The organism is Streptomyces sp. SGAir0957 (genome assembly GCF_043523415.1).
Window position 1 is genome coordinate 8,636,267 of record NZ_CP027293.1, and the last position, 25,740, is coordinate 8,662,006.

22 protein-coding genes and 6 pseudogenes are annotated in these 25,740 nt (G+C 66.5%); 20 read left to right on the forward strand and 8 right to left on the reverse strand.

Annotation, left to right across the window (positions count from 1 at the left end; translation table 11 throughout):
- Positions 1–94: 94 nt before the first annotated feature.
- Complete coding sequence (locus C1N81_RS44620) at positions 95–697, reverse strand: hypothetical protein (protein WP_394437729.1); 603 nt, start codon at positions 695–697, stop codon at positions 95–97.
- Positions 698–1,656: 959 nt separating this feature from the next.
- On the opposite strand from C1N81_RS44620, the gene C1N81_RS44625 reads away from it, so the two are divergent.
- From C1N81_RS44625 to C1N81_RS44640, 4 genes and pseudogenes are all read left to right on the forward strand, one after another.
- A complete protein-coding gene (locus tag C1N81_RS44625) occupies positions 1,657–2,310 on the forward strand; it encodes an LIM domain-containing protein (protein ID WP_394438599.1) in 654 nt (217 codons plus the stop codon).
- Between the two features lie 570 nt (positions 2,311–2,880).
- Positions 2,881–4,119 carry an IS256 family transposase gene (locus C1N81_RS44630; protein WP_394428871.1) on the forward strand — a complete coding sequence of 413 codons (1,239 nt, stop codon included), beginning with the start codon at positions 2,881–2,883 and terminating at the stop codon, positions 4,117–4,119.
- Between the two features lie 454 nt (positions 4,120–4,573).
- Positions 4,574–5,754 (forward strand): annotated as a pseudogene (locus C1N81_RS44635) (IS256 family transposase).
- Positions 5,755–5,777: 23 nt separating this feature from the next.
- On the forward strand, positions 5,778–5,927 hold the full coding sequence (locus C1N81_RS44640) for a hypothetical protein (RefSeq protein ID WP_394437730.1): 150 nt from the start codon (positions 5,778–5,780) through the stop codon (positions 5,925–5,927).
- 502 nt (positions 5,928–6,429) lie between these two features.
- Here the strand turns inward: C1N81_RS44640 and C1N81_RS44645 are convergent.
- Positions 6,430–7,395 carry a helix-turn-helix transcriptional regulator gene (locus C1N81_RS44645; RefSeq protein WP_394437732.1) on the reverse strand — a complete coding sequence of 322 codons (966 nt, stop codon included), beginning with the start codon at positions 7,393–7,395 and terminating at the stop codon, positions 6,430–6,432.
- A gap of 211 nt (positions 7,396–7,606) precedes the next feature.
- On the opposite strand from C1N81_RS44645, the pseudogene C1N81_RS44650 reads away from it, so the two are divergent.
- A pseudogene (locus C1N81_RS44650) lies at positions 7,607–8,418 on the forward strand (IS701 family transposase); the annotation flags it as partial.
- Positions 8,419–8,592: 174 nt separating this feature from the next.
- Here the strand turns inward: C1N81_RS44650 and C1N81_RS44655 are convergent.
- Both C1N81_RS44655 and C1N81_RS44660 read right to left on the reverse strand, forming a co-directional pair.
- Positions 8,593–9,417: a class I SAM-dependent methyltransferase gene (locus tag C1N81_RS44655; RefSeq protein ID WP_394437734.1), complete on the reverse strand. Its 825-nt coding sequence runs from the start codon at positions 9,415–9,417 to the stop codon at positions 8,593–8,595.
- Positions 9,414–11,687 (reverse strand): cytochrome P450, encoded by a 2,274-nt coding sequence (locus C1N81_RS44660; RefSeq protein WP_394437736.1) that lies wholly within the window; start codon positions 11,685–11,687, stop codon positions 9,414–9,416. The genes C1N81_RS44655 and C1N81_RS44660 overlap by 4 nt, the downstream gene beginning before the upstream one ends.
- 246 nt (positions 11,688–11,933) lie before the next feature.
- Between C1N81_RS44660 and C1N81_RS44665 the strand changes: the two genes are divergently transcribed.
- The 12 genes and pseudogenes from C1N81_RS44665 to C1N81_RS44720 all read left to right on the forward strand — a co-directional run.
- Positions 11,934–12,488 carry an EF-hand domain-containing protein gene (locus C1N81_RS44665; protein ID WP_394437738.1) on the forward strand — a complete coding sequence of 185 codons (555 nt, stop codon included), beginning with the start codon at positions 11,934–11,936 and terminating at the stop codon, positions 12,486–12,488.
- A 192-nt stretch (positions 12,489–12,680) separates the two neighbouring features.
- A pseudogene (locus C1N81_RS44670) lies at positions 12,681–13,456 on the forward strand (IS5 family transposase).
- A 150-nt stretch (positions 13,457–13,606) separates the two neighbouring features.
- Positions 13,607–14,449 carry an IS5 family transposase gene (locus tag C1N81_RS44675; protein ID WP_394438601.1) on the forward strand — a complete coding sequence of 281 codons (843 nt, stop codon included), beginning with the start codon at positions 13,607–13,609 and terminating at the stop codon, positions 14,447–14,449.
- Positions 14,450–14,452: 3 nt separating this feature from the next.
- Entirely contained in the window at positions 14,453–14,857 is a 405-nt protein-coding gene (locus C1N81_RS44680) for a hypothetical protein (RefSeq protein ID WP_394426176.1), read from the forward strand.
- A 443-nt stretch (positions 14,858–15,300) separates the two neighbouring features.
- Positions 15,301–15,849: an RHS repeat-associated core domain-containing protein gene (locus tag C1N81_RS44685; protein ID WP_394426178.1), complete on the forward strand. Its 549-nt coding sequence runs from the start codon at positions 15,301–15,303 to the stop codon at positions 15,847–15,849.
- Between the two features lie 342 nt (positions 15,850–16,191).
- Positions 16,192–16,350, forward strand: coding sequence for an RHS repeat-associated core domain-containing protein (locus C1N81_RS44690; protein WP_394426180.1), 159 nt, complete (start codon positions 16,192–16,194; stop codon positions 16,348–16,350).
- Between the two features lie 594 nt (positions 16,351–16,944).
- The gene (locus C1N81_RS44695) at positions 16,945–17,142 is read left to right on the forward strand and encodes a hypothetical protein (protein ID WP_394426182.1); all 198 of its coding nucleotides are present in this window, start codon (positions 16,945–16,947) and stop codon (positions 17,140–17,142) included.
- Between the two features lie 34 nt (positions 17,143–17,176).
- A complete protein-coding gene (locus C1N81_RS44700) occupies positions 17,177–17,458 on the forward strand; it encodes a hypothetical protein (RefSeq protein ID WP_394426183.1) in 282 nt (93 codons plus the stop codon).
- 661 nt (positions 17,459–18,119) lie between these two features.
- Positions 18,120–18,371, forward strand: coding sequence for a hypothetical protein (locus C1N81_RS44705; protein WP_394426185.1), 252 nt, complete (start codon positions 18,120–18,122; stop codon positions 18,369–18,371).
- Positions 18,372–19,202: 831 nt separating this feature from the next.
- Positions 19,203–20,123, forward strand: a pseudogene (locus C1N81_RS44710) (IS5 family transposase); the annotation flags it as partial.
- A 22-nt stretch (positions 20,124–20,145) separates the two neighbouring features.
- Entirely contained in the window at positions 20,146–20,493 is a 348-nt protein-coding gene (locus C1N81_RS44715) for a hypothetical protein (protein ID WP_394426250.1), read from the forward strand.
- Positions 20,493–21,077: pseudogene (locus C1N81_RS44720) on the forward strand (hypothetical protein); the annotation flags it as partial. The gene C1N81_RS44715 and the pseudogene C1N81_RS44720, both read left to right, overlap by 1 nt.
- Positions 21,078–21,095: 18 nt before the next feature.
- Here the strand turns inward: C1N81_RS44720 and C1N81_RS44725 are convergent.
- From C1N81_RS44725 to C1N81_RS44740, 4 genes and pseudogenes are all read right to left on the reverse strand, one after another.
- The gene (locus tag C1N81_RS44725) at positions 21,096–21,347 is read right to left on the reverse strand and encodes a hypothetical protein (protein ID WP_394426251.1); all 252 of its coding nucleotides are present in this window, start codon (positions 21,345–21,347) and stop codon (positions 21,096–21,098) included.
- Between the two features lie 396 nt (positions 21,348–21,743).
- Positions 21,744–22,148: a hypothetical protein gene (locus C1N81_RS44730; protein WP_394437740.1), complete on the reverse strand. Its 405-nt coding sequence runs from the start codon at positions 22,146–22,148 to the stop codon at positions 21,744–21,746.
- A 188-nt stretch (positions 22,149–22,336) separates the two neighbouring features.
- Complete coding sequence (locus tag C1N81_RS44735; protein ID WP_394426242.1) at positions 22,337–22,489, reverse strand: nucleic acid/nucleotide deaminase domain-containing protein; 153 nt, start codon at positions 22,487–22,489, stop codon at positions 22,337–22,339.
- A gap of 589 nt (positions 22,490–23,078) precedes the next feature.
- Positions 23,079–24,028: pseudogene (locus C1N81_RS44740) on the reverse strand (IS3 family transposase); the annotation flags it as partial.
- Between the two features lie 223 nt (positions 24,029–24,251).
- On the opposite strand from C1N81_RS44740, the gene C1N81_RS44745 reads away from it, so the two are divergent.
- The 3 genes from C1N81_RS44745 to C1N81_RS44755 all read left to right on the forward strand — a co-directional run bounded on the left by C1N81_RS44745 (position 24,252) and on the right by C1N81_RS44755 (position 25,715).
- Complete coding sequence (locus tag C1N81_RS44745) at positions 24,252–24,752, forward strand: hypothetical protein (RefSeq protein WP_394426187.1); 501 nt, start codon at positions 24,252–24,254, stop codon at positions 24,750–24,752.
- A 104-nt stretch (positions 24,753–24,856) separates the two neighbouring features.
- Complete coding sequence (locus C1N81_RS44750) at positions 24,857–25,327, forward strand: hypothetical protein (RefSeq protein WP_394426188.1); 471 nt, start codon at positions 24,857–24,859, stop codon at positions 25,325–25,327.
- Between the two features lie 46 nt (positions 25,328–25,373).
- Positions 25,374–25,715 carry a hypothetical protein gene (locus tag C1N81_RS44755; protein WP_394426190.1) on the forward strand — a complete coding sequence of 114 codons (342 nt, stop codon included), beginning with the start codon at positions 25,374–25,376 and terminating at the stop codon, positions 25,713–25,715.
- Positions 25,716–25,740: the final 25 nt, after the last annotated feature.

Genomic DNA, 25,740 nt, shown 5'->3' on the forward strand with positions numbered 1-25,740 from the left:
CCCTGTGCAGGCGCCGAGTCGCGCGGGCCGCCTGTCTGTCGCGCGTGCACTCCCTACGCCCGAGCTCATGGTGCAAAAGGTTTACCGAGCCGGGCTACGGCCCTTTTCTGCCGTTGGTCTTCGCCAGTTCACGGGAGACGGCGTGTTCGTCCTGTCCCCGCACCGTTTCTTCCAGGCTGTGGTCATCCCGGCGGGAGAACCGCTCGCCCTTGGCGAAGTCGTCCTCGCTCAGTACTCGGCCGCACCACTCGCCTCGCCCCGCCACATGGTCGTCGAACGGCACGGCCGCGCCCTCGCCGAGGACGATCCACCGGCCGGCTTCCCAGCGCAACGCGAGGAGATAGGTGTGACCGGTCTCCAGCCGGGGTGCCTCCGGCGCCGTGTCTTTGACCCGTTTGCCGCTCCGGTACACCGACCAGCCGGGAGCGGTCATCTCGAACGCGCTCCCCAGCTCCCGCCGGGCGGTGGCAGCGGACCACAACACCTTCTCTGTCCGGAGCGTTACCGCCCGGTCGAGGGTGTACCGCACCGCCCCCTTGGCCACGTCCTGCTTGTTGGTTTCCCGCTCGGCGCTCGGCACCGCCACCACCACGTGGTCCGCGCCGGCCTTCCAGTCCGCCGCGGTCTGCGACGGATAGGCGTCGTCGGCCGGGCCGCAGCCCACCACGGTGCGCAGTCCCTCCCGGCCGATCAGCACCCCTGCGGTGATACCTATCACAGCCACTATCGCCACAGCGGGTCTACCGGACAACAGGGGACGGACTGACGACCTCAACTCAAGACTCCCGTTCTCGAACAGCATCAGGCCATTCGGTTCGTATACATACCTTGATCACTTTCTTCGCCGGTTGGTTCCAAGAGACCTGCCGAGGAGGGAGGGACGTGGGAGGTCAGGCCCGTAGGCGGCGGCGAAGCAGGGCGGGGCCCCGTGCGCGAAGACATCGTGTGGTGCGCAGCTGCGGTCCAACTCGCCAGCGCTCCGCGGCGATGCTTCATGTGGCGCGCGCCTGCCCCGTCCGCGAAGTATGTTTTTCGGCCGGTCAGGCGGCCCGTGTGCGCGCCTGGCTTTGTCACTCCTCGTGGATGTCGTTTCGACGTGGGTTTGGGTGTCGCTTGCCAGGACGGTGCGTGATCGATTCGCCGGAGCCGCCCTGACGCCCCTCCTCGGCGGCTACCCCCGCCTCTTCGGACTGTCGGTGACTGCGCGGGCCGAGGACGAACCGGGATCCCGGCAGTTGGAGGGCGTGGCGGAGCGCTGCCCAGCCACGCTGCTGGCCACCGCCTCACTCCTCGCCGCGCTAATCGCCATCGGCCCAGCCCGCAACAAAGCGCCCAAAAATGCACGTCCAGCGCCGAGCTGACGGGAGCCACCGACCTGGCGAATCGGCGCGTGATCAACAGCCGTCTCGGTCGGTCGCCTTAACTCTCCTGGTGAAGGCCGGTTGTCGCGCTCCGCCAAGGCGGCCACACACCGCACGCCACCCGTACGACTCCGATTCCCGACCCCCATCTCGAGCTTGCCCTCAGCGGGACCCCAACGGCAGCGACCGCACACCTAACACCGTGCTGCCGACAAGGCTTCACAAACGTTGGTCAGTCGGGGCAGGCTGACCAACGCGCTTACAGGAACTACAGATTCTTGAGGGCCGATAAGTGATGGAGCTTGACCGAGCGGCGCGGCTGGCGCAGCGGTACGTGGCCGAGGACCCACTCAACTCTGAGGTGGATCTGGTGCCCGTGGACGGTGCCGTGGCCGTGGTCGGCGAAGTCGCCTACTTCGGGTTTCAGACCCGGGGATACCTGGAGAGCGGAGACCCCTCGCAGATGGCCATCGGCATCGGCCCCGTCCAGGTCGATCTGACGACGGGCATGTGCGCCATGCTCGGCTCTCTCGAGGCAATCGAGCTGAACCTGTTCGACCGGGACGAGGCCAACTTGCTGGGCCCGGGAAACTGGAGGCTCGTCCCGCCCGACACCGTTGACGCCTGGCGGGCGATCTTCGACGCCGACCGCGCGGCCCCGGACCTCACGGCACCGTGTCCGTGCTGCGGCGCGAGGGAACTCCACCAGTGGTACCGGGTGGATGCCCCGCTGGACGATGTGTTCGACGGGGTCCATGCGACCGCCTACGGGTGGCGCACCGAATGGTGTGCCGCGTGCCACGTCTGCCACGAGGACGGCGACAGCTTCGTCCCGGACCAATGGCGCTCCCCCTACGAGGTGCCCGAGGCTCACGAGATGAAGTTCGCTCCGCGATACGTCGAGGCCGCGCGTCAACACCACCTCACAGCCCCGGGACAGAACGATTAGCGAGACGACTTGGCGCCTGGCTGGTCTCGTCACCGGCTGCGCGGTCACCCGACTGGCCCCCGCCCTGCCCATCGTGACCCTCAGGCGGGGTGGTCATGAGGTGACCAACGGGTTGTCAGGAGCGAGGAGTTAGGGCTCGTGCACCTGTTCATGGCCGTCGCGGGGCCGAAGCCGAGGATCCCTGTGCCCGTGATCGAGGCCGCTGGGTATGACAGCCCGGTCGCCGTCTCCGCCGATCATCTCCGTTGTCGTCGGTGTCGACGCCTGCTGTGGGCAGTGGGGGACCGGTGGTTGTCCCGGGGTGGGAGGCGGGAGAACTTCTCGTTCTGGGCCGGGACTGGTCGCAACGTTGACGGCGCGGCGTGAGAGGCGCAGCGGGAAGAGCCGCCATCGTTGAACCCCGGCACGCGGATGGTGTCCCTCGTCGTGGTGTACGGGATCAGCGGCTGGGAGTGCGCGGGCGTTTGCCCGGGGCGCACTTCCACGGGTGAGTACCGCTCCCTGAACAGGGGGTGGGCCACCGCGTAACTCTCCTTGGTGAAAAGCCAGTTCAACCACGAGGAGTACACGATGGCCCTGTCCCAGTCTGAGCTGATACGGCTGCTTGAGTCACTACGCTCGACCGATGGAATCGAGCTGATCCGCGCCATCGCCGAGCGGATGGTGCAGGAGCTGATCGAGGCCGAAGCGACCGCTCACATCGGCGCGGAGTGGAACGAGCACACGCCGACGCGGACCAACCTCCGCAACGGGCACCGCGAGAAGGTGCTGACCACGCTGGCCGGTGACCTGGATTTGGAGATCCCCAAGGTCCGCACCGGCAGCTTCTTCCCGTCACTGCTGGAACGCCGGCGCCGCATCGATCAGGCCCTTTACGCCGTGATCATGGAGGCATACGTGCACGGCGTCTCCACCCGCAGCGTCGATGACCTGGTCAAAGCACTGGGCGGGGACAGCGGCATCTCGAAGTCGGCAGTCTCGCGGATCTGCGCGGCGCTGGACGAGCCGTTGACCGCGTTCCGCACCCGCCCGCTGGACCATGTCCGCTTCCCCTACGTCTACCTGGACGCGACCTATTGCAAGGCGCGGGTCAACCACCAGATCGTCTCGCGGGCCGTCGTGGTCGCCACCGGCATCACCGAGGACGGCAATCGCGAGGTCCTCGGGTTGATGGTCGGCGACAGCGAGAGCGAGGCGTTCTGGAAAGAGTTCCTGCGCTCGCTGCGTGAACGTGGCCTGTCCGGGGTCCGCCTGGTCGTCACCGACCAGCACTCGGGCCTGGTCGCCGCGGTCCGCAAGGTCATGCTCGGTGCCGCCTGGCAGCGTTGTCGTGTCCATTTCCTGCGCAACGTCTTCAGCGTGATCGACCGGGACTCCGGCGAGATGGTCGCCGCGACGATCCGCACGATCTTCACCCAGCCCACCGCCGACCTCGTGCGCACCCAGCTCGATACCGTCGCCGACATGCTCGGCACCCAGTTTCCCAAGGTCAGGGCCATGCTGCTGGACGCGAAGGAGGACCTGACCGCGTTCGCGGACTTCCCGCCCCGGCACTGGAAGAAGATCCAGTCGACGAACCCGCTGGAGCGGATCAACCGGGAGATCAAGCGCAGGACCGACGTCGTCCAGGTCTTCCCCAACGACGACGCCCTGCTGCGGCTGGTCACCGCCGTGCTCTTCGAGATGCACGACGAATGGATCGCCTTCCCCCGCCGCTACCTCCCCGAAGGCAGCATGGACGAGCTCTACCGTGAACTCCCCGAAAGCGCCCCCGCACTACCCGACACCCCGAACAAGCCAGCCAGTTGATCGCTTACACCACGACGAGGGGCACCATCGGACAGGGCGCACGGGGCGGTGGGAATCTTTCCGTAACCCCGGCCGCGGGCGGCGCGCAGCGAAGCGCCTTTCATCTTCGCGTCCTGCGCGTGAGACGTCCTCTGGACGCCGGATGAGGTGCGGGAGCTGCCTCGCCGGACGTTCGACACCCAGGGGGCGGGTGCTGGAGCCGCGTGGTCGGCGATGCGGCTCCAGCCGTCTGGGCAGAAACGGTTCGGGGCCGGAAACCGGCCCTTCCAGCTCGCTCGGTTCCCAGCCCAACCACCCAGGAAGGACAGACCCCGGCGGGGGAGTGTCCAATAGACGGCGGATCCGATGATCAAGGAGACGCCTGATGAGCGAGACCATCACCGAGCACGAGACCGTGGAGGAGCCGGTCGTCGAGTCGACTGCGGAGCCGGTGTCGGACGAGCAGTTGGTCGCGATGCTGGTCGACCGTGCTCGCTCCGAAGGACTGCAGCTGACCGGCGAGGGCGGGCTGCTGCAGCAGCTGACCAAGAGGGTCCTGGAGTCCGCACTGGAGGGTGAGATCACCGATCATGTCGGCTATGACAAGCACGACGTGACGGGCAGGAACAGTGGCAACAGCCGCAACGGCACCCGGTCGAAGACCGTGCTCACCGATGTCGGTCCGGTGGAGGTGAAGGTTCCCCGCGACACGGCCGGCACCTTCGAGCCGCAGATCGTGAAGAAGCGTCAGCGGCGCCTGACCGGCGTGGACGAGATGGTGCTCTCGCTGTCCGCGAAGGGACTCACGCACGGCGAGATATCGGCTCACCTGGCCGAGGTGTATGGCGCCGAGGTGTCCAAGCAGACCATCACCACGATCACCGACAAGGTCATGGAGGGCATGGCCGAATGGCAGGCCCGGCCGCTCGATCGTGTCTAGCCGGTGGTCTTCGTGGACGCGATCAACGTGAAGATCCGCGATGGCAAGGTCGCCAACCGTCCGATCTACGTCGCCATGGCCGTCACCGTCGACGGAACTCGCGACATCCTCGGTATCTGGGTCGGCGACGGCGGCGAAGGCGCCAAGCACTGGCTCCAGGTCTTCACCGAGCTGAAGAACCGCGGCGTCGAGGACGTCCTCATGCTGGTCTGCGACGGCCTGAAGGGCCTGCCGGACGCGGTCGAGACCGTCTGGCCCCGAACTGTCGTTCAGACCTGCATCGTTCACTTGATCCGCAACAGCATCCGGTACTGCGCCCGCCAGGACTGGGACAAGGTCGCCAAGGACCTGAAGCCCGTCTACACCGCACCGAGCGAGGCCGCCGCGACCGAACGGTTCCTGGAGTTCTCCGAGAAGTGGGGCAACAAGTATCCGGCCGTGGTCAAGCTGTGGTCCGATGCCTGGGCCGAGATGGTGCCCTTCCTCTCCTTCGACGTCGAGATCCGCAAGGTCATTTGCTCGACGAATGCGATCGAGAGCGTGAACGCCCGCATCCGCAAGGCCGTTCGGGTCCGCGGCCACTTCCCGTCGGAGGGCGCCGCGTTGAAATGCGTCTACATGGCGTTGATGAGCCTGGACCCGACCGGCAAGGGCCGACGCCGCTGAACGCCTTCCAGATCGCCTTTGAAGGCCGACTCACCCCCACCAGCCACTGACCCTCAACAACCAAGATCAGCCGTTGATTGGACACACCCTGCTCAGCGAGATGCACGACGAATGGATCGCCTTCGCCCGCCGCTACCTCTCCGAAGGAAGCATGGACGCGATCTACACGGACCACGACACGGGAGACGAACTCCCCACGGCTACACCACCACAGCGGACGTGACCGCTATCGGCCCACGGGGGGGGGCTGGTCGTTCTTTCGTTTTCGGGTCGATCGGTGATTGCGGTTTCGTTTGGTGGTACGGCCGACGGCAGAACCAATTGCCAGACTGGCAGTGCGGCAGTGTCCCCGGACCCTGGATGCTCCGCGCTGGACTCCGGGTTTCCCCGGAGTCCAGTCGGCGTAGACCGTCGGCAAGGGCGGGCGGAGTTCCTCCCGCAGTCGGTGGCGGGAGGAACTTTGCATCCTCCACTGCGTGTGATGTCGCCCGGAATGGTCCCAGGACGTCGCTGTCTGTCGGAGGCGGTCATCCTGCCTAGCGCGGCGTCTGGTGTTTGATGCTATGGGGCATCTGCCTGCCTGCCTGGCGTCATCAGTGGGATTGCTGCGGTCGGACGGTATGGCTTGGCAGCGATCGCTGTCATTGGCTGTGGGGCCAGTTGGCGCAGGCACGGCAGTTCAAGAGGCCGTCCATGATCTGGGATGGCCAGCCGTGGCGTGCGCGTCAGGGTGGGTGGTTCAGTGTCCGGCTGGGCGGGACTCTGTAGGCGGCTTGGTACAGGGCGGAGAAGCGCCGGCCGAAGCCCCAGCGGGCGGCGATGTCGCTGACCGTCGCATTGCAGGGATCGGCGGCGAGCAGTTCGGCGTGGGCGGCGTCCAGACGCACCCGTCGCAGGTGGGCGATGGGGGTGGTGTCGAGGTGGCGGCGGAAGGCGTACTGGAGGGCGCGAGGGGTGACGTAGGCGGCTGCGGCGACGTCAGTGAGAGAGATGCCTTGATCGGCGTTGTTTTCGATGAATGCTACGGCCCGGCGTAGGGTCTCGGGGGTGGCGTCAGCGCCGTCGGTGCGGGTGGGTGCCACTGTGAGAGTGGTGGGGAAGACCTTGAGTGCAGCGACGGCCGTCATGCGGGCAGCCGCTGCGGCGAGCAGGGGACTGGTCACCGCCAGGGGACTGTCCAAGAGACGGCCCACATAGGAGGTGGTGGCGCGCCACAAGTCGGCAGCCGCCTCGTCCACCGGCTCTCGAGCCAGGAACTGCCACGGTTTTGCCACGTCTTCCAGTCCGGCGGCCTCGGTGAGCAAGAGGCCGGGAAGCGTCAGGACCGACACTGTCAGGTTCTTCGTGACGCACCGGTAGTTCAGTCCTGGCCCGATAGCCGCGAAGATATCTCCTGCCGCGTACCGTTCGGGACCGTCGAGCAGGTTGATCTCGACCGTCCCGGAGTGGATCAACGTCAGGGCGAGCAGATCGTTGGACTCGATGAGGCCGACGAACTCGGGCCGCGTCGTGACCTTGGCCAGTGCCATCGGTCCGGCGGCGCACTGGCGGTAGGAGCAGAGCGGCACGCCGGACGGTTGTTCACTCACCCGCATCGTCGGCGCACCGGCCCAGGCCTGCTTCATAAACGCGTGTGCCGCGTCAGGGTCCGCCGTTTCGAACACCACAGGAGCACCCGGCGTGTCCGGCATACAACCTCCCTGCCAATCAGAGCCCCGGCATCCGCCAGCCTGGTCCCGGCCGTTCGCCCGCCAGCATCCCTGGTGAGACTCCCGGTCTGGCAGGCCTGCTGTCGCTTCTCCTTGCGTCCTACTCGACAGGAGCTCCCCGGCCCAAGAGCCAAACGGCCCGACAACCGACTCCACCCAACTCGGGGCAGTCCGGAGTCTCTACCGAATCCGGAAGAGCTGGGATCCCGCCTCGCCGAAGGCCGATCCGGTCAAGGTGATCCGTCGCACCCCGTGCGCGGTCGCGCCGAGGTCGGCCATGTCGAGAAGTGGCAGCTGGCCCTCGACATGATCGACGAGACAAGGTCCTGGGGCGTCGAGGTCCCCCAGGTGATCGCCGACGGCGGCTACGGCGACACCGCCGCCTTCCGGCTCGGCCTGAAAGAACGCGGTCTCACCTATGCGGTGGGCATCTCGACCACGACCACCGCACAACCCGAGCAGGCACGACCGTGCACCGCCGAGTACACCGGCCGGGGCCGACGACCGGGTGCTGCCTATCCCGAGCCGGCCCGGCGCGTGAAGGACCTTGTCATCGCCGCGGGCAAGGCGTCCGCCCGTCCGGTGCAGTGGCGAGAGGGCTCACGGCCCGGCAGCGGCCGCAGTGGCCACAAGCGCATGTACTCGCGCTTCGTCGCCTTGCGGATCAGGCCCGCCGGACGCGAGATCCGCAAGGCCACGGCCGGCACCGAACTGCCGGTGCGCTGGCTGCTGGCCGAATGGCCCGCCACCGAGGACGAGCCCGTGCAGTTCTGGCTCTCCAACCTGCCCGAGAACACCCCGCTGCCCGTCCTCGTGCGCACCGCGAAGCTCCGCTGGCGCATCGAGAACGACTACCGCGAGATGAAACAGGCCCTCGGCCTGGCCCACTTCGAAGGCCGCACCTGGCCCGGCTGGCACCACCACGTCACCCTTGTCTCCGTCGCTCACGCCTTCTGCACCCTCCAGCGGCTGACCCGCTCCCCAAAAGAGACGGCGTCGGCCTGAGCCTCTACCGAGTCGTCCGCGAAGTGCAGTTACTCCTCGCACTCTGGACCGGCGCCTGCCCCACCTGTCACCGCGACACCCCCGACCCCGCACCAACCTGACCAAGCCCTACTAGCCAGTACGAGTCGCGTTGCTACGGCTGTCCTTAACGGGGGCATTCACCCGGTGAAGACACTACGGCTTTCCAGATTTGCGTCCCCATGCCGATACCAGTGAGATTCCGGTATCGGTGAATCCCGGCGTTCGGTGGAGGGCGCGCATCTCGTCGATCTCCCGGTCCGTGAGGAAGCCTCCGTCCAGCAGGGCCGGGACGGCCTGTTCGAACGTTGCCGTCCAGAACGCGTCCGTGGCGCTGTTGTCGCCCACCGTGCCCAGCGCGGTACTCGAACCGACGTCGTGCAGGCCCAGGCCGTGAAGTTGCCCGGAGAGGGTGGACGCCCAGCGCAGATCGGAGCCCACCGTGGCGGCCAGCAGTTCCTCGCCCGCTCGCGTCACCCTTGTGAACAGGGTGTTCGGTGAGGCGTCGGCAGGCTCGACCGTCAGGTCCTCGATCACCAGCCAGCCGCCGGGGCGGAGCCAGTGCACGGCGCGCTGCAGTACCTCGTCGCGTTCGGGTAGATGGCACAGCAGGGCGCGGGCGTGAACGAGGTCGTAGGCGGCTGCTGGCAGGTCGTCGTGGACGACGTTGTGGCGGAGCACCTCGATGGGGGCGGAGGACGGGGCGGGCGGGACGTGCAGGAAGCGGGTGTCGGTGTCGGTGGCCGTGATGCGGCCTTGGGGGCGGTGCGTGCCCAGCCAGGCGGCGATCGAGCCCGATCCCGCGCCGAGGTCCAGGCAGACGGCGGTGGCGGGCAGGTCAATGCGGGTGAGAACGGTGATGCTGGCATGGTCGAAGGCGGCTTCCAGGGTGTGCAGCCGGGCCGCCTCGCCGGGGGTGTCGTGGGCGACGTAGCTGGTGCTGTAGCCGTGTTCGGATCTGTGAGCGGAGGTGGGGGTCACAGGCAGACCTCCAGCGTGGCGGGGCAGCGGTTGAGGAAGCCGGTCTCGGCCGGGCGGAAGCCGGGCGCCCAGCGCAGGTGGGGAAAGGCGTCAAGGAGCATGCGCAGCGCCGTGGTGATCTCGGCGCGGGCCAGATGCGACCCGAGGCAGAAGTGGCGGCCTGACCCGAATGCGAAGTGTGCGGCCGCGCCGCCGTACTCGCGGTCGATCCGGTCCGCGGCCCGGTCGAGTTGAAAGGTGTCAGGGTCGGTGAAGCGGCGGGGGTCGCGGTTGGCCGCGCCGATCAGACAGGCGACGGTCGCCCCCGCCGGGACCGTGCCGGAGGGCAGATCTGCCTCCTGGCGGGTCTGTCGGAGCACCAGTTGCAGCGACGGATTGCGGCGTAGGGTCTCCACGAGCGCGGCATCGATGCTCGCCGGGTCGGCGCGGAGGGTGGCCAGCAGGTCCGGCACCTCAAGCACGTTCATGATCAGGTTGGCAAGCGTGCCGTGGCTGGTCTCGCTGCCCGCGGTCATCAGGATCGCGCAGCAGCCCCGGATGTACTCCTGCGACAGGGGGTGGTCGTCCACCCGGGCGCGGAACATGGCGGAGATCAGGTCGTCGCCGCTGCCGTCTCTGCGGGCGTCCAGGTAGGGCTCGAGGTAGGCGTAGAAGTCGTCGCGGTTGGCCATCCCGTGGGTCAACAGGCCGGGATCCTGACGATAGTTGCCCATATACGAGAAGCCGACCGTGCACCACCGCTTGAGGCGGGCCACCTGCTCGGGCGAGTCTGCGGGCAGACCCAGCACACGGGCCATGACCCGCACCGGCAGGGCGTGGGTGAACTCGGCCACCAGATCGGCCCGCTCCCGGCCCCGCAGCCGTGCGATCAGCTCCCGGACGGTCTCCGTGATGGACTCCTGCAAGGCGACCAGGGCCCGGCTGCGGAACGCCGGGGTGAGCAGGGCGCGGTGGGCGGCGTGTTCTGCCCCGTCCATCGACACGATGCTGTGGCCGAGCAGCGGCCCGATCTGCCAGGTGTAGCTGTCGTTGCCGAAGCGCGGATCGCTGAGCGCGGCGCGTACGTCCGCGTGCCGGCTCAGCAGCCAGGTGTCGGTGGGCTCGTCGTAGGCGACCGGCATGGTGTCGCGCAGCCGCCGGTACAACGGGTACGGATCGGTCTCGTACGCCTTCGACTTCAGGGTGGGCGGCGCGTGCCGCAGGTCGACCGTGGCATTGGTGCGGATCCCGGACGGGGCTTGCAGGTGGTAGCGGGAGACCTGGGCATGCCAGTCCGCGGAGGCCCGCATCGCCTGCTCCAAACGTGCGGTCTGTGGGGCGGCCTGCGGCAGGTGGTCGAGGTGCCGCTGCTTGAGTTCGACGAAACGGTCCGCCGCCTTGGCGATCATCTCGCCTGCCGCCTGCAGCGACTCCAAGCGCGGGACGCGGTGTTCTTCGGAGTGGATCACCACCAGGTTGAAGGGCTCGCCGTGGACGAGATCCTTGGCGACCGAACACAGGTCGTTGGTCCAGGCGATGACGTCCGCGGCCGTCTCGCGCAGCTTCGCCCAGCAGCCCTTGCCGCACGGGTCGGTGCCCTGGACCGCGCCGTCCGCCGCCTCGATGAGGTCGAAGAACAGCAGCGCCCCGAAGGCGTGCCGTCGCTGCGCGCAGTACGCGGCGAGCGTGATCTGCCCACCGCTCTCGCGCAGTTCGACCAGGGCGTTCTGGGCCTTCAGGTGGAGCAGCAGGTGGCCGCGCAGCCGCTCCAGCCACTGCCCGTTACCCAACTTTGTTGTACGTGGCCAGAGTTCACGTGCCAGCACATCCAGTATCGGATCGGAGTGAGGACCGGCCGCCTTTGCCCGTACGAGCGCGGCGGCCTCGGTGTTGAAGCGCCCGAGCACGCCGCCCTCGGGCCATGGCCCGTCGTCGATCCGGTCGTCGAGGACCAGCGCCCACAAAAACCAGTCCATTAGTGTCCCCGCTCGCGGTAACGGGGCGTGACCGGTGAGCGTGACCCCCAGATCGAGTACCGGGGAGTCCGCAAGCCGGGTCCGGCCGCGGCGTCCGATCAGCCCGTGCCGCTCCGCCCAGGCGATGGCGTTCGCCCGCAGGGCATCTGCGTCGGCGCGCGGTGCGGGGGCCTCGAACGGCAGCCGTACGCGCGGGATGACGAATTCGGCGAAGGAGGTGTCCGGTCCGGACCGGGTCGGCACGTCGGACCCGGTGCGCACGGAGCGTTCGGCGCCCAGCCCGTGCTGGTGGTGGATGTCGGCCCGTACGGGCATGAGGCTCACCTTCGCTGACGACAGGGGCGGCGGCGGGGACCGCGGCGCCCGAACTCGCGCGGAGCGCAGCCCCGGCACGGGCCGCCTGGGTACGGCCCTCTTCATGATCACGGCCCGGGAGCACGTCCCAGCCGGCCAGCGCCCCGCGCCATTCCAACGAGTGAAAAGCGCCCGTTTCGTGCGTGAACGGCGATCGGCCGGGCCAGCCTCCCAAGACCGCTTCAGGACAGCAGAGAAGGATCTTCCATGACGACGGCGGAAACATCGGTGCTGGGCACCAAGCTCCACCGCATGTTCAACTTCCTCGACACCAACCAGGACGGCCGCCTGACCGAGGATGACCTGTCGGCCATCGCGGACCGCCTGGCCACCTCGGTGCCCACGCAGCCGGTGAAGGTCGAGCGGCTCCGGGGCGCGCTCGGCGCTATCTGGGAACAGCACCTGCGCCACATGGACTTCGACGGCGACGGGGCCATCGACCCGGCCGAGTACGAGCGAGGCGTGCGCAAGGCCATCGACACGGACGCGACCTCCCTCGTCTCCGCGCTGCACGGCGTCGTGGCATCCTGCCTGGACATCTGCGACCAGAACAACGACGGCCTGATCGACCTGAAGGAGTACACTCTGCTCGGCCAAGCCGTCAGCGGCGGCACCCACGAGGACATGGCCGCGGCCTTCGCCCAGCTCGACCTCGACGGCAACGGCACCCTGGACGCCGAGGAAATCCGCACCGCCGTGATCGAGTACTTCACGAGCGAGAATCCCGACGCGCGGGGCAACTGGCTGTACGGCCCGCTGTAGGACGCCGCTCGACAAAGCCAGAGGGAGCCGGGAGGACGGTTGACCGTCCTCCCGGCTCCCTGCCGCCACAGACGGACGAGGCCACCGCACCGTCAGCAGCCACATTGGACACCACCACACATCCAACTAGGTCGTTTCTGATGGCTCTTGTCGGGTGGGTGGACCAAGCTTGGAGCCGGGCAGGCGTCGGGCATGGTGCGGCGGCATGAACTGACCGATGCGCAGTGGCGGGCGATCGAGCCGTTGCTGCCGGTCAATGGGCGGCCCGGTGGGCAGTGGTCCGATCACCGCACGGTGGTCAATGGGGTGCTGTCCCGGGCCCGTACCCGGGTGCCTGGCCGAACCTGCCGGAGCGGTACGGGCCCTGGCAGACCGTTTATGAACGGCATCGCCGCTGGTCGGCGGACGGCACCTGGCAGCGGATCCTGGCCGAGCTGCAGATCGAGGCCGATGCCTGCGATCCCGGACGCTCCCGGGGCGGACTGACCACCAAGGTCTACCTGCTGGCCGACGACCGGGCCCGCCCGCTGACCTGGCTCACCTCACCGGGCCAGCGGGGCGACAGCTCCATGCTCCTGCCGGTCCTGGAGACACTGCGGGTTCCTCGCCGCGGGCCCGGACGCCCACGCCGCCGCCCGGACCGGGTGCGCGGCGACAAGGCCTACTCCAGCCGCGGCAACCGCGCCTACCTGCGCCGTCGGGGCATCAAGGCGACCATCTCCGAGCCGGACGACCAGCGGGCCAACCGCCGGAACCGTGGCCGGGCCGGCGGCCGACCGCCTGCCTTCGACAAGGCCCAGTACCGTCGGCGCAGCGCGGCCGAGCGCTGCGTCAGCAAGTGGAAACAGTTCCGGTCGGTGGCCAGCCGCTACGACAAGCGCGACTACATCTTCAACGGCACCCTCACCATCACCGCAATCGTCATCTGGCTCCGCGACACCGTCCAAGAGCCGTCAGAAACGACCTAGCCGCGACCTTTACCCGGCGAACCTTTGCGGTCACAGCACTAAGTGGGCGTTCTGTGAGTCGTCGGTGTGGTTGTCCTGATTGAGGGCTTGCGCATGAGTGACGGTGCGGTGTGCTGGAGGAGTGGCTGACCGGCAGCCGTCCCGAGTGACCTGTCGGATGAGGCGTGGGAGCTGATCCGGCCGGTCCTCACGGCCTGGAAGGGCCGGCATCCGTCGGTCAGCGGCCATCAGGGCCGGTATGCGATGCGGGAGATCGTCAACGCCCTCCTGTACCAGGCCCGGGTGGGCTGTCAGTGGCGCTATCTGCCGCACGACTTCCCGCCCTACACCGCGGTCTACTACTACTTCGGGCTGTGGCGGGACGACGGTACCGACCAGGCGGTCCATGACCTGTTGCGCTGGCAGGTCCGCGAGAGCCGCGGCCGAAACGCGGACCCGACCGCGATCGTGATGGACACCCAGACCGTGCACGCCTCGCTCAACGCACCCAAAGAGAGCACGGGGCTGGATCCGGGCAAGAGAAGCCGGGGCCGCAAGCGGGGCATCGCCACCGACATGCTCGGCCTGCTCATCGCCGTGATCGTGGTCGCCGCGAGCGTGCACGACAACGCCATCGGCATCACCCTGCTCAACGAGGCCGCGGCCGACAACCCGTCGCTGTCCAAGAGCTGGGTCGACGCCGGGTTCAAGAACGCCGTCGTCGCCCACGGTGCCACCCTGGGCATCGACGTCGAGGTGGTCCACCGGGATCCGGCCACCACGGGCTTCACCCCGTCACCGAAACGGTGGATCGTCGAGCAGACCCTGGGCACGCTGATGCTGCACCGCCGCCTGGCCCGCGACTACGAGGCCCGGCCCGCCAGTTCGGCGTCCTGGATCCGCTGGTCGATGACCGGCGTGATGACCCGCCGGCTCACCGCCTCCACCGCGTTGACCTGGCGTGACCCGCCACCCGGCCCGCCCCGCGAGGTCAGCTCGAACGAGCAGGGGTAAAGCATGCACCAGTTCCTGGAACAGCTTGAACTACGCGAGGCCGCGGCCCGCGACCTGGCCGACAAGCTCCGCGCCCAGATCGCCGAGCTCACCGCTCAACTCCAGGCCACCGAAGCGGCCCTGCAGCGACTGCGCATCACCCGCGAGACCATCCTGGAGATCGCCCCTGACCTCCCCGGCGGCCTCGAGCCCCTGCCCTCGGCCTACCGCCAGATCCTCACGCTCTTCGAGGACACCGCCGACGGACTCCACCCCAAAGACGTCTGCCTCGCCCTGAACACCGGCACCGAACCCCGGCACGTCGAAGGCATCCGAGCCAAACTGAAACGCCTGGTCAGCCGCGGCATCCTCGCCGAACCCGAACCTGGCCTCTTCACCCTTCCCCGGCCAATCCCACGTCCGGACTAGACCCGGCAAACACTCGCAGAACACCCACTGAGAGCTGTCGGCGGTTGACCGAAAGTCCGGTGCCACGAAGCTCCTGGGAGGCGAGTGCTCATCTGACCATACTCGCCTCCCGGGAGCTTTGCTGCGCTTGCCTGCCGTCGTTGAGCAGCGAAGCCTCCGCCTCGGCACCGTCGCCTTCTTCGCCCTTTCCATCCTCCACACCGGCACCCCGGGGCGCCAAGCCCACACAGATGGTCTGGGAGCCCGTGCATTGGGATCCGCGGGCGTCCCCCTGTCTGGATCCCGGTCGGCGCAGTTCAACAGATCGCGTTGTTCGGAACGACGCCGATACCAGCATCGCCCGATAGGGCAAGTCTTGAGAGCCATCGAATCCCTAGACAGCTTTGACGAGCGGCGGGGCGAGTCAGTATTACGTCACCGATGTCCAGGGCAGCGTCATCGGCTTGGTCGACGCGAGCGGCAAGCGCACCGCGACCTACAGCTACGGCCCCTACGGCGAAGCCCGCACCACCACCGGCACCGACCAGCCCTACCGCTACACCGGCACCTACCTCGACCCGTCGGGCCTGTACAAGATGGGAGTCCGCTACTACGACCCCCAACTCGGCCGCTTCACCCAGCCCGACCCCTCCGGCAAGGAGAGCAACCTCTACGCCTACGCCGCCGGCGACCCCACCAACCGCATCGACCCGAACGGGCTGTCTTTCTTCGACGCTGTCGGCAAGGGATTCGACATCTACGACATAGGCAGCATGGCGAAGGACATTGACGAGGGTAATTACAAGGACGCCCTGGCCACGGGAGTGGGTATGGCCGCTGGCGCCGCCGCCGAGGCTGGGTGCGGCGCAGTAGCCGCCGCGGTGAGCGCACCGACTGCGGGAGTGGGTGGACTCGCGGTTGGTGCCACCTGCTTCGGGGCCGGGTACGCAGCAGGTGAGCTTGGCGAAAAGCAGCGACTAGCGTCCTCAACTAAAGAGGGGGTCGCGCACTGAGAGAGGAGACCGGAAAGATGGATGAGCTCGTCTTTTTGGCTAAGGGAGCAGGGGAAGGAACCCCTAGCTTCTGGATCATCGCGATCATCCTGATCGTAATCGTCGGGGTGGCTTTTTTGTGGAGTAAGGCCCGCAAGAGGTAACGGTCATGTACGCGCGGCGACTCTCTCCATGTGCATCAGAGAAAAACGAGTGAGCGGACAATCGTCACGTTAGTGCCACCGGTACGTGGGCGTCCTACTCTTGAAATGCGTAGGGCGCCCACGCGTATTTACTGGCCCCGGGGCCTCGGCCGAAGCAAGGCAGTATCAGCCTACCGTCGTCCAGGGCAGCGTCATCGGCTTGGTCGACGCGAGCGGCAAGCGCACCGCGACCTACAGCTACGGCCCCTATGGCGAAGTCCGCACCACCACCGGCACCAACCAGCCCTACCGCTACACCGGCACCTACCTCGACCCGCCGGGCCTGTACAAGATGGGAGCCCGCTACTACGACCCCTAACTCGGCCGCTTCACCCAGCCCGACCCCTCCGGCAAAGAAAGCAACCTCTACGCCTATGCCGCCGGCGACCCCGCCAATCGCAGCGACCAGAGCGTTCTTCTTTCTTTCGATATAGGCATAGAGGGGTGTTACTGACTTTGCATCGGGGGCGGAGTAAGTATCAACGAGGACGAAAGTCTGCACCCGTACGTGCAGTTCGGTGCAGGTACTCCCGGCGCCGGCGCCGGCGCCGATGCCAGCTTGGCGTCTGGTTCCGCCGACAGCGGTTGGACTGGTGAGGTTGCTTGTGGCGATGGCCCAGCAGAACTTTCCGTAGCCACCGACCGATCTGAGGGGGTCGGAACGGGAGGGAGCTCGGGCAAATGCTTCGCATCGGCGAAGTACACGTGGTGAAATTTAGACGGAGGGTGCGATGACGTCACTACTGCTGCTTGCAAACGACCGCCCAGACGGACCGTCATGGTCGCCTTTCCTGGCAATTGGAATGGTTGTCCTGTTTGGTCTCGGCGCCCTTTTTCTCTACTTGAGAAGTCGCCGGCGCAAGTAGATTCCGCTTGATAGAGGCGGAAATGCAAAAGCAGAGGAGTCGGCTGTATGCATATTCTGGTTGGGATCATCGTCGCGATGATGGGTGCTGCCATTGCGGTTTTCGGTCCACGATTCGGCCGGGAAGTCGGTTCACGGTCAGGGCGCCGATTTGAGGCATCGAACTCGATTGCATTTCGAGTTGTGGGTGTAGCGATGCTGATTTTGGGAATCGTGTATGCGGCTGGGGTGGCCAAGCTCGGCTAGGTAGGACATCTGTTTTGGGCGCCTTGTCTGCAGAATGGACGAGGCGCCCAAAAAGGAGGTCGGTGGCGCGTTCGATGCCGAGGCAATCCTGGGGGTTGGTGAAAACGCCGCGAAGGGCGACTGGGGCGGTGCCGCCGCGACTGCCGCGGGCGCTGTCGCAGGTGCTATCACCGATGCCACCTGTGTGTCGGCAGCTGCAGCGGTGAGCCTGCCGACGGCTGGCGTGGGCGGAGCGTTGGTCGGTGCCGGTTGCGGGTTTGCGGGCGAATTTGTCGGAAGCCAGGTGGAGGACGCGGATTCCGAATCCTGGTCGTAATCGAACCACCTAATTGTGGCGTGCTCCCGTCAGGCGGGAGCACGCCACAAGGTCAATCTGAAGGAGGGAATTCGCATGTTGTTCGCTGCTGATGGCCGCGGGAGTTGGATCCCGGGCGGGACCGCCGGATCCGTGGTCGCGATCCTCATATTTGTCGGAATCGTGGCAATGTTCGGCTTCGGAATCTGGAACAAAAGAAGGAAGGGGTGAGTCGTGATCGCAGGTATTATCGTGATCGCATTCGGCCTGGCTGTAGCGGCACTGAGTCGTCTCACGTCCTGTACCTATGCCCACTCGAAGGGCGGGCGTACGGCCCTCTGGATTGCTTGTGTAGTGGGCTTCACGCGCCTTTAACGTGGCCTCTTCCAAACTCTGCCGGAGCGCCTTATGTGTGCGGTGGGCTGACAGCACAAAAAATCCCCTGAGAGACGGGTTTTCGACTAAATGAATCGGAATCATTCCTGTCGTAACCGACGGGTTTTATGGGCGGATAAGTGTGGGCGGCGATGATCAGCCACGTCCAACGGTCGGCGGATGCGGAGTCGCGTAGGCGGGCCGGGTCCAACAGAACCCTGCTGTCCGCGAGGCGCGAAGAGGAGTGAGCACGTTTCCCGCCCTTTCCAGTACTCCGCCGCGGTCGAACCGCGGCGGAGTACCGGCCTTGGGCTGCATCGTGGCGCTCCTGACGCCGTTCGTCATCGTCCTGGTCATCGCCGGGGTACTGGTGGTCCTGAGCCGCGGTCAGGACAGCGCCAACGCACGCCACAAGGACGAGGCGTTACGGGAGACGGCCGAACTGGCGGACTCTTACGAGAGGGACGTCCTGAGCCCGGCAGCACGAGGGCACCCTCTTCGCCCACACGTCCTCGGGCCGGTCGCTGACGACCGTCGTCAAATTCGCCGCGACCTATGAGAGCACGACCCTCTTCGGCACCAAGAACACCTTCGCCCACCGCTGCTACTCGTTTCGCTTCGAGAAGATGCTCAGAGCGGTGTCCATAGGAAGGTTCTCCCTCTCCAGGAGTGCAACCGGATGTGGCAGCCGCCAGAGCAGGCGTTCACCGTCAGGCCCGAGGCTTCGGCTCCTTTAGGGGTGGTCGTCTGGTCCGACGAGCGCGACCGATGGACCATGACTGAGCGTGTCGCTCTACTTGATGGTGGTACGTAGGTATTTCCTGGTCCCGGCGTGTCGAGAGGGCCTTAGACGTCGTTTCTTTTGCTGTTCTCGGGTCGAGTCGTGCAGGGATACTGCTGTGGTGCTGTTGACGTGAATCGCTGAAGAGGCAGACGAGCCTCTGGCACTGGAGCCGACTGACCGGCGCGCGGAGTGGGAGACCAACACCTGGTCGCTGGGTGCGGATGAACAGGACAGGAGTTCGTTGTCCGTCGGTGAGGTGGTGGTTGCCTTCGAGCGGACTGCTGCTGCCGTCCGAGAACGCATTCGCGATCTGGGATTGTCCGGCGTGGCGACGTTCTACGTGTGGTCATGACGAACAGGCCAGCAGCCGCACCGCCATGCACCGCACCCTGCTGAAGATCAGACGACTACTCGAAGCGCAGAGCGTTGCCATCTCGCAGACCGCCACCCCGCCGACCGTCCTGGCAGGCCTTCAAGCCAGAGTCACTGCCCGAAGCAACGACTGCAGCTGCAAGATCAAGACTGCAGGTTATTGATCGGCAGCCCCTTGGGCGCTGTTTCTCGGATCTCATGACCTGGCGGGGCTGTTGTGGTCAGGCTGGAGGCATGGGTCGTGGGGATTTAACGAACGCGGAGGGGGAACGGCTGGAGTCGCCTCCGGGCGGGATGCGTGGAGGCCGGTGGAGTGATCACCGTCGGGTGATCAACGGGGTGCTCTACCGGGTGCGAACCGGTGTGCAGTGGCGGGACCTTCCCGAGCGGTTCGGGCCCTGGGAGACCGTCTATAAGCGGCATCGCCGCTGGTCAGCGGATGGCACCTGGAAGATGCTGCTGTCGAAGATCCAGGCTGCCGAGGATGCAGCGGGCCGGGTCGACTGGGACGTGTCGGTGGACTCCACCGCGGTGCGGGCCCATCAGCATGCCGCCGGCGCCCGCCACGCGCCGCCGCCCGCGCTCCCGTAAAGAGGGGCCCGCGCAGGGACGAACCAGGTCGATCCGGCGCTGCGGAGACTGGCCGTCCGGCTGGAGGAGGTGGTCGCCTCGGCGAGTGCCTGGGACGCTCCCCCGCGGCGGACTGACCACCAAAATCCATCTGTCCGCGGACGGACACTGCCAGCTCCTCGCGCTCCTGCTGACTCCGGGCCACTACGGTGACGGCCCCCAACTCAAGCCCGTGCTGCGGCAGATAGCCGTACCCCGTCTTGGCGTCGGACGACCACGCTCCCGGCCTGATCATGTCCTGGCCGATAAGGCTTACACGGCTCGCAGCAACCGCCGCTACCTGCGACGACGCGGGATCGCCCACACCATCCCCGAACGGCGTGACCAGCGCAGACACCGTCTCAACCGGGGCTCCCGGGGCGGCCGGCCGGCTTCGACGGCGAGCACTACAAGAAGCGCAGCAACACCGTCGAGCGTGCCATCAACCGCCTGAAAGGCTTCCGCGCTGTCGCCACCCGCTACGAGAAGCGGGCCTACATCTACCTCGGCACCGTCACCCTCGCAGCACTCATGGTCTGGCTCCGCACGACGCTCGGGCCGGTGCGCCGTGTGCGAACTGGACCGCGTCATCGCTCACCCGCCCACCACCGCAGTGGTGACGGACGACCAGCCGGTCCTCGAAGCCGTGCCGCGCGGGTTCTGCGGCGACTGCGGTGCCCACATGATGGTGATCGGCCCGGTCCTCGAGGACGGGCTGTGCAAGCACTGCCGCGAGCGGACACAGTCCCGCGCCGTGATACCGGCCCCCGCCCCGGCATCGGCCGCCGACACGTCGCCCCCGACCTGCTCGGGCGGCAGCGCCCAGGACCCGTGCGGGCGCCTGGCCCTGCCCGAGCGCTACGTGTGCGCCCGCCACCGAGCCCAGGGACTTCTCGCCGAAAAGGCGGTCGCCTGATGCCCGCACGCAACCTGGAGCTCGGGAAGTTCGGGGCCCGCGGCATCAAGGGCCATCAGGCCGTCGCCCGCCAGCTCGATGCTCTGGCCGGTTTCACGCCACACCCATCAGCCAGCGCCGCGGGCTGCTAACCCGCCTGCACTACCTCACCCGCTCCGAGCGGGCCCGCACCGCCGCCCGGGCCGCCAGCCTCACCGCGACCGACCGACCGACCGACCGCACCGTCCAGGCCTGGCTGGATGGACGCCGTACTGCGTCGAAGGCGAACCTGGCACGGATCGAGGAGGCCTACCATCAGGTGCGACGGCAGAACGCGGCCCGGCCACCTGGCCGCCCGCCTCATACGCTGCGGCCGCGGCACCCGCGGGGAGATACACCCACTCAATCAGTCCCAGGTCCTCCGTCCCCCAGCAGCGCGTCATCGAACACCGCACCCTCAACGTCCGGCACCGGGACGGCCTCGTGCAGGCCTGGGCCGACGATGACGACCAGGTCCTGGATGCCGCCTGGATCGACCACGTCGTCGACCTTGGCTCTCGCAGTGGGGCCAGTACGAGCACGTCACCAACATCGGTTTCGCCGCGTGCCGAGTCCCGCGCTGTTCAGGGGCCTGCGCCCGTAAGGCAGGCGACCTCGCCCCTCATACGAAAGGCGGTGTTGTCCGGGATGGTCTCGGCGGCGATGGCCAGGTTCTCGGCCTTGGCTCCGGCCAGGCGACGGGCGGCGCCGACACCGTGGCGTTCGGCCCAACGCTCGATGAGCTCCTGGCGCTCGGCGGCCGCCGGGTCCGATAGCGCTGGGGCGTCCGCCGGGGAACGGCGACCGTCGGCGGGCGCCGGCAGGGGCTCGGGCAATTACCCTCCCCGGATCGACCTTGGGTGGGTAGGCGGGCTTGCGTATGCGGCGGTGCGAGGTGGGATGCGTGACCCCGCAGGTGTACATCTGCTTGCCGTTGCTGACTGGGTCGTCCGTGGTGGCCTGGCGCTGCCCATCGGTGAAGTCCGCGTGCAGCCTTGACCAAAGCTGCCTGGAGCGGGATGCAGATCTTGCGGGGCTGTTGCCGACTGTTCGTGCGGTCGGCGGTCCAGGCGGTGAGCCCGGCGGCGGCCGAGCCGACAACAGGTCCTGCGAATGTGGCGATTCCCCTGGTTCACGTGATCTCCCCAGTAGCAGTCGAAGGATGAGCGGATCACGCAGGTTGACGCATAGTCGACAGATCCCCGACCGCGCCCTCCCGGACGGGGGAGGTTCTACATGTTCTTCTCACCGCGCTCTACGCGAATTGTGTATGGATCAATATCGTCACTTGCGTCCGTAGCGATAAATCCGGCAGAATTCAAGATTGCCAGGATTGCTCGATTCATTTCTGCAGCAATTACCTGACGATGGCGGATCTCGCGCATCCGTAGGTGCATGTCCCCTCTTTTTATGCTCTCCATGAAATCTCCCCCCGGGGGTGGGGCGGGCCTCCACGTGACGAAGACTCCACCCCCATCACCCATCTGGTCCACCATGACCTGTGCGCCGGGGATGGCATCTTTATTCGGGATTCGCGTCGCCGTGAGGCCGGCAAGCCTAAGCTCGCGGATTGCGACGTCGGCAATACTATTCCACTCAGTGATACTCTGTTCGTCAGCCTTGAGCTCTTCACACATGAGCTACGCCTTTCACTGCATGAGTTTCTCAGTAGCATGAGGGGGGGAGTACCTCCCTAACTCCACCCCTTCATGAGAAATCTATCCTTCCATAAATGGTCTGCTCATATCTTCCAGCGTAAGCCGCATCTCTATGTTCAGCTCTTTATGCGATCCGTAACCAACTGGCCAGTGAACGGGTGTTCTCGTCACGAGCTTACTCTCCAGTTCAGAGGCGCAAGCGGGCATGGTTGTCGCTCTGTGTATAGCTCCTCAATCTGTTTGGCTGAGAAGACTTTCTTTTCGAGTTTGTCGATGATTCCGATCTCAGAGTGAACGCCGGAATCTCGCTGACAGCGTATACGAAGTCACCGTGAACGGGGTCGTTCCAACCCGGAACCCTGGCTACGGCAACGTTTTTTTGGCGGTGTAGCCAGGTCTGGATCCTATCCGGACTTTGAGGGCCATGTGCGATATATCATTGCTGTTGTATGCGATCATGCCGATGCGTGAGTACTCTGGAACGGGGGTCCCTATGATCCTCGAGCCGAGAAGCTCGACAACCTCGACTTTTTGCAGTCTTTAAAGAATCGCTTGACCAGCTTGCGAGCAATTCCTGCAATTGCCGACTCAGGCAGTCGGGCAGCTCGCAGGGTCTTGAAAGCAACGGCGAGGCCGACACCAACCTTGAGGGATGCATCCGCAGCCTTGACGGCATCGGCCAGCGCCTTGAGCGCTGATGTGGCAATGAATCATCCTGCGATCCACGCGCACCCAGTCCAACTTCCGCCCTTGACTCCGGGTGTGATCTTTTTGCGCAGTCGATGAAGTCACCCAGTAGAATATCGACTGGGTCAATACTCTCGTTGAACTCCTCCATCGAGATAGTATCGGTGACTTTTTTTAGGCTGCGGGTCAGTCTTTTGGTTATCGAGGAAGATCAAATCGTCCCCCTGCTGAGCTGCAGGCTTTAGCAAAAGCCCTGCTGGTGTACTGGGCTCCGTGGTCGGTGTGCATGATCGATCCGGCGAGACTGCCGCGGGTGCGGACGGCGGCGGCCAGGGCGTCGGTCACGAGGTCCGTGCGCATGTGGTCGGCGATCGCCCAGCCGGCCAGACGGCGCGAGGCGAGGTCGATGGCGGTGGCCAGGTAGCAGAACTTCCCGCTGTCGAGGGGCAGGTAGGTGATGTCACCGACGTACTTCGTGTTCGGCGTGATGGCGGTGAAGTCGCGGCGGATCAGGTCTGGGGCCTTGGCTGCGGCCGGATCGGGGACGGTGGTGCGGTGCCGGCGGCGCAACCTGACCCCTTCGATCCCGGACTCTCGCATGATGCGGGCGACCCGCTTGTGGTTGACCGCCTCACCGCTGGTCTCGCGGAGCTCGGCGGTGATCCGCGGGACTCCGTAGGCGCCGTCCGATTCCCGGTGCACCGCCCGTAGCCGGGCCGCCAGTCGGGCATCGGCCGCCTGCCGGGCGGCCCGGTCTGCGGCTGTCCGGCGCCAGTAGTAGAAGCTCGAGCGGCTGCCGCCGAGGACGCGGCAGAGCCGCTTCACGCCGTAGCGGCGCTGCAGGTCGGCGACGCACTGGAAGCGGTTCACCAGCGCGTCTTTCCGGCGAAATATTTGGCCGCCTTCCGCAGGATCTCGCGTTCCTCCTCCAGCTCGCGGATCTTCTTCCGCAGAGCCGCGTTCTCCGCCTCCAGCGGCTCCGGCGGCTGGGCCGTCTCCGCCGTCCGGCGTCCTCGCGGACGGCTTGCTCCGGCAGCCCTCACCCAGTTCCGCAGGGTCTCCGGATTGATGCCCAGATCGGCGGCGACCGACCTGATCGTCGCCTCCGGCCGCGACTCGTAGAGCGCGACCGCGTCCGCCTTGAACTCCGGCGGGTAGTTCTTCATGACCACGAGATGTCCGTTCTCAGATCCTCAGGATCCAGTGTCTCGTGTGTCCAGCATCAAGGGTCAAGGCCCGCCTCCTGCTGGAGCAAGTTCGGCCCGCCGCTGACCCAGGGCAAAAGCGCCACGACCCGTGAGAGATGGCAGCAGGTGCACGACCTCCTCGACCAGGGCGTCGGCCTGCTCGCGTGCGCCCGCCGGTTGGGCGTGTCGCTCAACACCGTCAAGCGCTGTGCCCGCCACAGCGAGCCGGACCGCATGGTCCGCGCCCCCGTATACCGGGCCTGTCTGGTCGACCCCTACCGCGATCATCTGCGCAGACGTCGCACCGAGGACCCGGCCGTCCCCGTCACTCACCTGCTGGCGGAGATCCGGGAACAGGGTTACACCGGCAGCGTCCAATCTCCTGGTCCGCTACATCAACCAAGGGCGCGTCGAGGCCGACCATGCCGCCCTGCCGCCCCGCAAGGTTACCGGCCTGCTCACCTGCCACCTCGCCCACCTCTCCGGTGGCCAGCGCGCTCTGCGTGACCAGCTCACCGGCGCCTGCCCGGAGATGACCGTGCTGGCAGACCAGATCCGCACCTCCGCCGAGCTACTGGTTCCTGACGAGGACAACGCCGGGAAGCTGACGGCCTGTATCAACTGCACTCGCGCTGCTGACCTGCCCTTTCTGCACTCCTTCGCCAACGGCCAGATCTTCGCTTGTATGAGCCGAGAGCCGCACCCGTAAGTGATTGACAGGGTTCAGACAGTGATGACACGGTGCTCCCGCGTCTCACAGAGGCGCTCCATCCAACAACTCCCCGCTGACCACGGGGAACAAAGGGGGAACACATGCCTGTCACCGTCCCGATCAAGGCAGCACTGATTGCTACTGCGGCCATGTCAGTCCTGCTCGTTCCAGCAGTCGGCCCGGCGTCCGCCGCGTCGCAGGGGCCTGCGGATGGGGCCGTCGCGGCGGTAGCCACCAGCTTTGACGCCAAGTGCAGAAGCCACAGCCGTACCTACGTCCTGAAGAAGTACTATCGAGGCCCCAAGGTGATCACGCTCCGCTGCGGCACGAGCACATGGGGCTGGAAGCACATCAAGGCTCGGCACGGCTGGAACAGCACGATGGACCGCAAGATAAACGCGGCCATATGGTCCGGCGACGCCAACGGCCGCGGCGGCTACTCCACGTACCTCAACCAGTGCCCGCGCGTGGAGAAGTTCCGCACCATCATCGGCACCCCGGCCGGGACCAACGACCTTCTGACCGCCTACAAGGTCAACCAGACGGTCGCCGCCAGCGCGCCTCGCTGCTAGAAACAGGTGAGGGGACGCGGGACGAGATAGGAAGGGTGTTTCGACCATGGCAGAACAAACACCAGCCGAAAAAGCACTGAGCAGTTCATACGTGACTGCTGACGGGGTGCGGTTCGATGTCGAACAGCTGTCGGTCGAGCAGCATGCGGACCGTAGCGCGACACTGGCCTACCAGCTCGGCGTGAAACGCCATGGCCACCCGGATGAACACTGGGTTCTCGCTCTGCCCTGGGACGACAAGTCCTGGGCCGATGTGCTCACCTCGCCCGCGCCCCCTCCCGACCGACTGCACCAGCTCGTGCATCTGGTCCATGCTCACCTCGAAGAGTGGTGGGATACGAAGGGGCACAACCGGAAGTCGGCAAAGCTGGGCCGCCAAGTCGCCTGACCGGAAACGCGACGGGTATGCCGAA

What these genes read in the sequence shown, in the direction of transcription:
- C1N81_RS44625 (WP_394438599.1), top strand. Translation starts at nt 1,657, where the DNA reads ATGGAGCTTGACCGAGCGGCGCGGCTGGCGCAGCGGTACGTGGCCGAG.
- C1N81_RS44630 (WP_394428871.1), top strand. Translation starts at nt 2,881, where the DNA reads ATGGCCCTGTCCCAGTCTGAGCTGATACGGCTGCTTGAGTCACTACGC.
- C1N81_RS44645 (WP_394437732.1), bottom strand. Translation starts at nt 7,395, where the DNA reads ATGCCGGACACGCCGGGTGCTCCTGTGGTGTTCGAAACGGCGGACCCT.
- C1N81_RS44660 (WP_394437736.1), bottom strand. Translation starts at nt 11,687, where the DNA reads ATGCCCGTACGGGCCGACATCCACCACCAGCACGGGCTGGGCGCCGAA.
- C1N81_RS44665 (WP_394437738.1), top strand. Translation starts at nt 11,934, where the DNA reads ATGACGACGGCGGAAACATCGGTGCTGGGCACCAAGCTCCACCGCATG.
- C1N81_RS44680 (WP_394426176.1), top strand. Translation starts at nt 14,453, where the DNA reads ATGCACCAGTTCCTGGAACAGCTTGAACTACGCGAGGCCGCGGCCCGC.
- C1N81_RS44695 (WP_394426182.1), top strand. Translation starts at nt 16,945, where the DNA reads ATGCATATTCTGGTTGGGATCATCGTCGCGATGATGGGTGCTGCCATT.
- C1N81_RS44700 (WP_394426183.1), top strand. Translation starts at nt 17,177, where the DNA reads ATGGACGAGGCGCCCAAAAAGGAGGTCGGTGGCGCGTTCGATGCCGAG.
- C1N81_RS44730 (WP_394437740.1), bottom strand. Translation starts at nt 22,148, where the DNA reads ATGTGTGAAGAGCTCAAGGCTGACGAACAGAGTATCACTGAGTGGAAT.
- C1N81_RS44750 (WP_394426188.1), top strand. Translation starts at nt 24,857, where the DNA reads ATGCCTGTCACCGTCCCGATCAAGGCAGCACTGATTGCTACTGCGGCC.
- C1N81_RS44755 (WP_394426190.1), top strand. Translation starts at nt 25,374, where the DNA reads ATGGCAGAACAAACACCAGCCGAAAAAGCACTGAGCAGTTCATACGTG.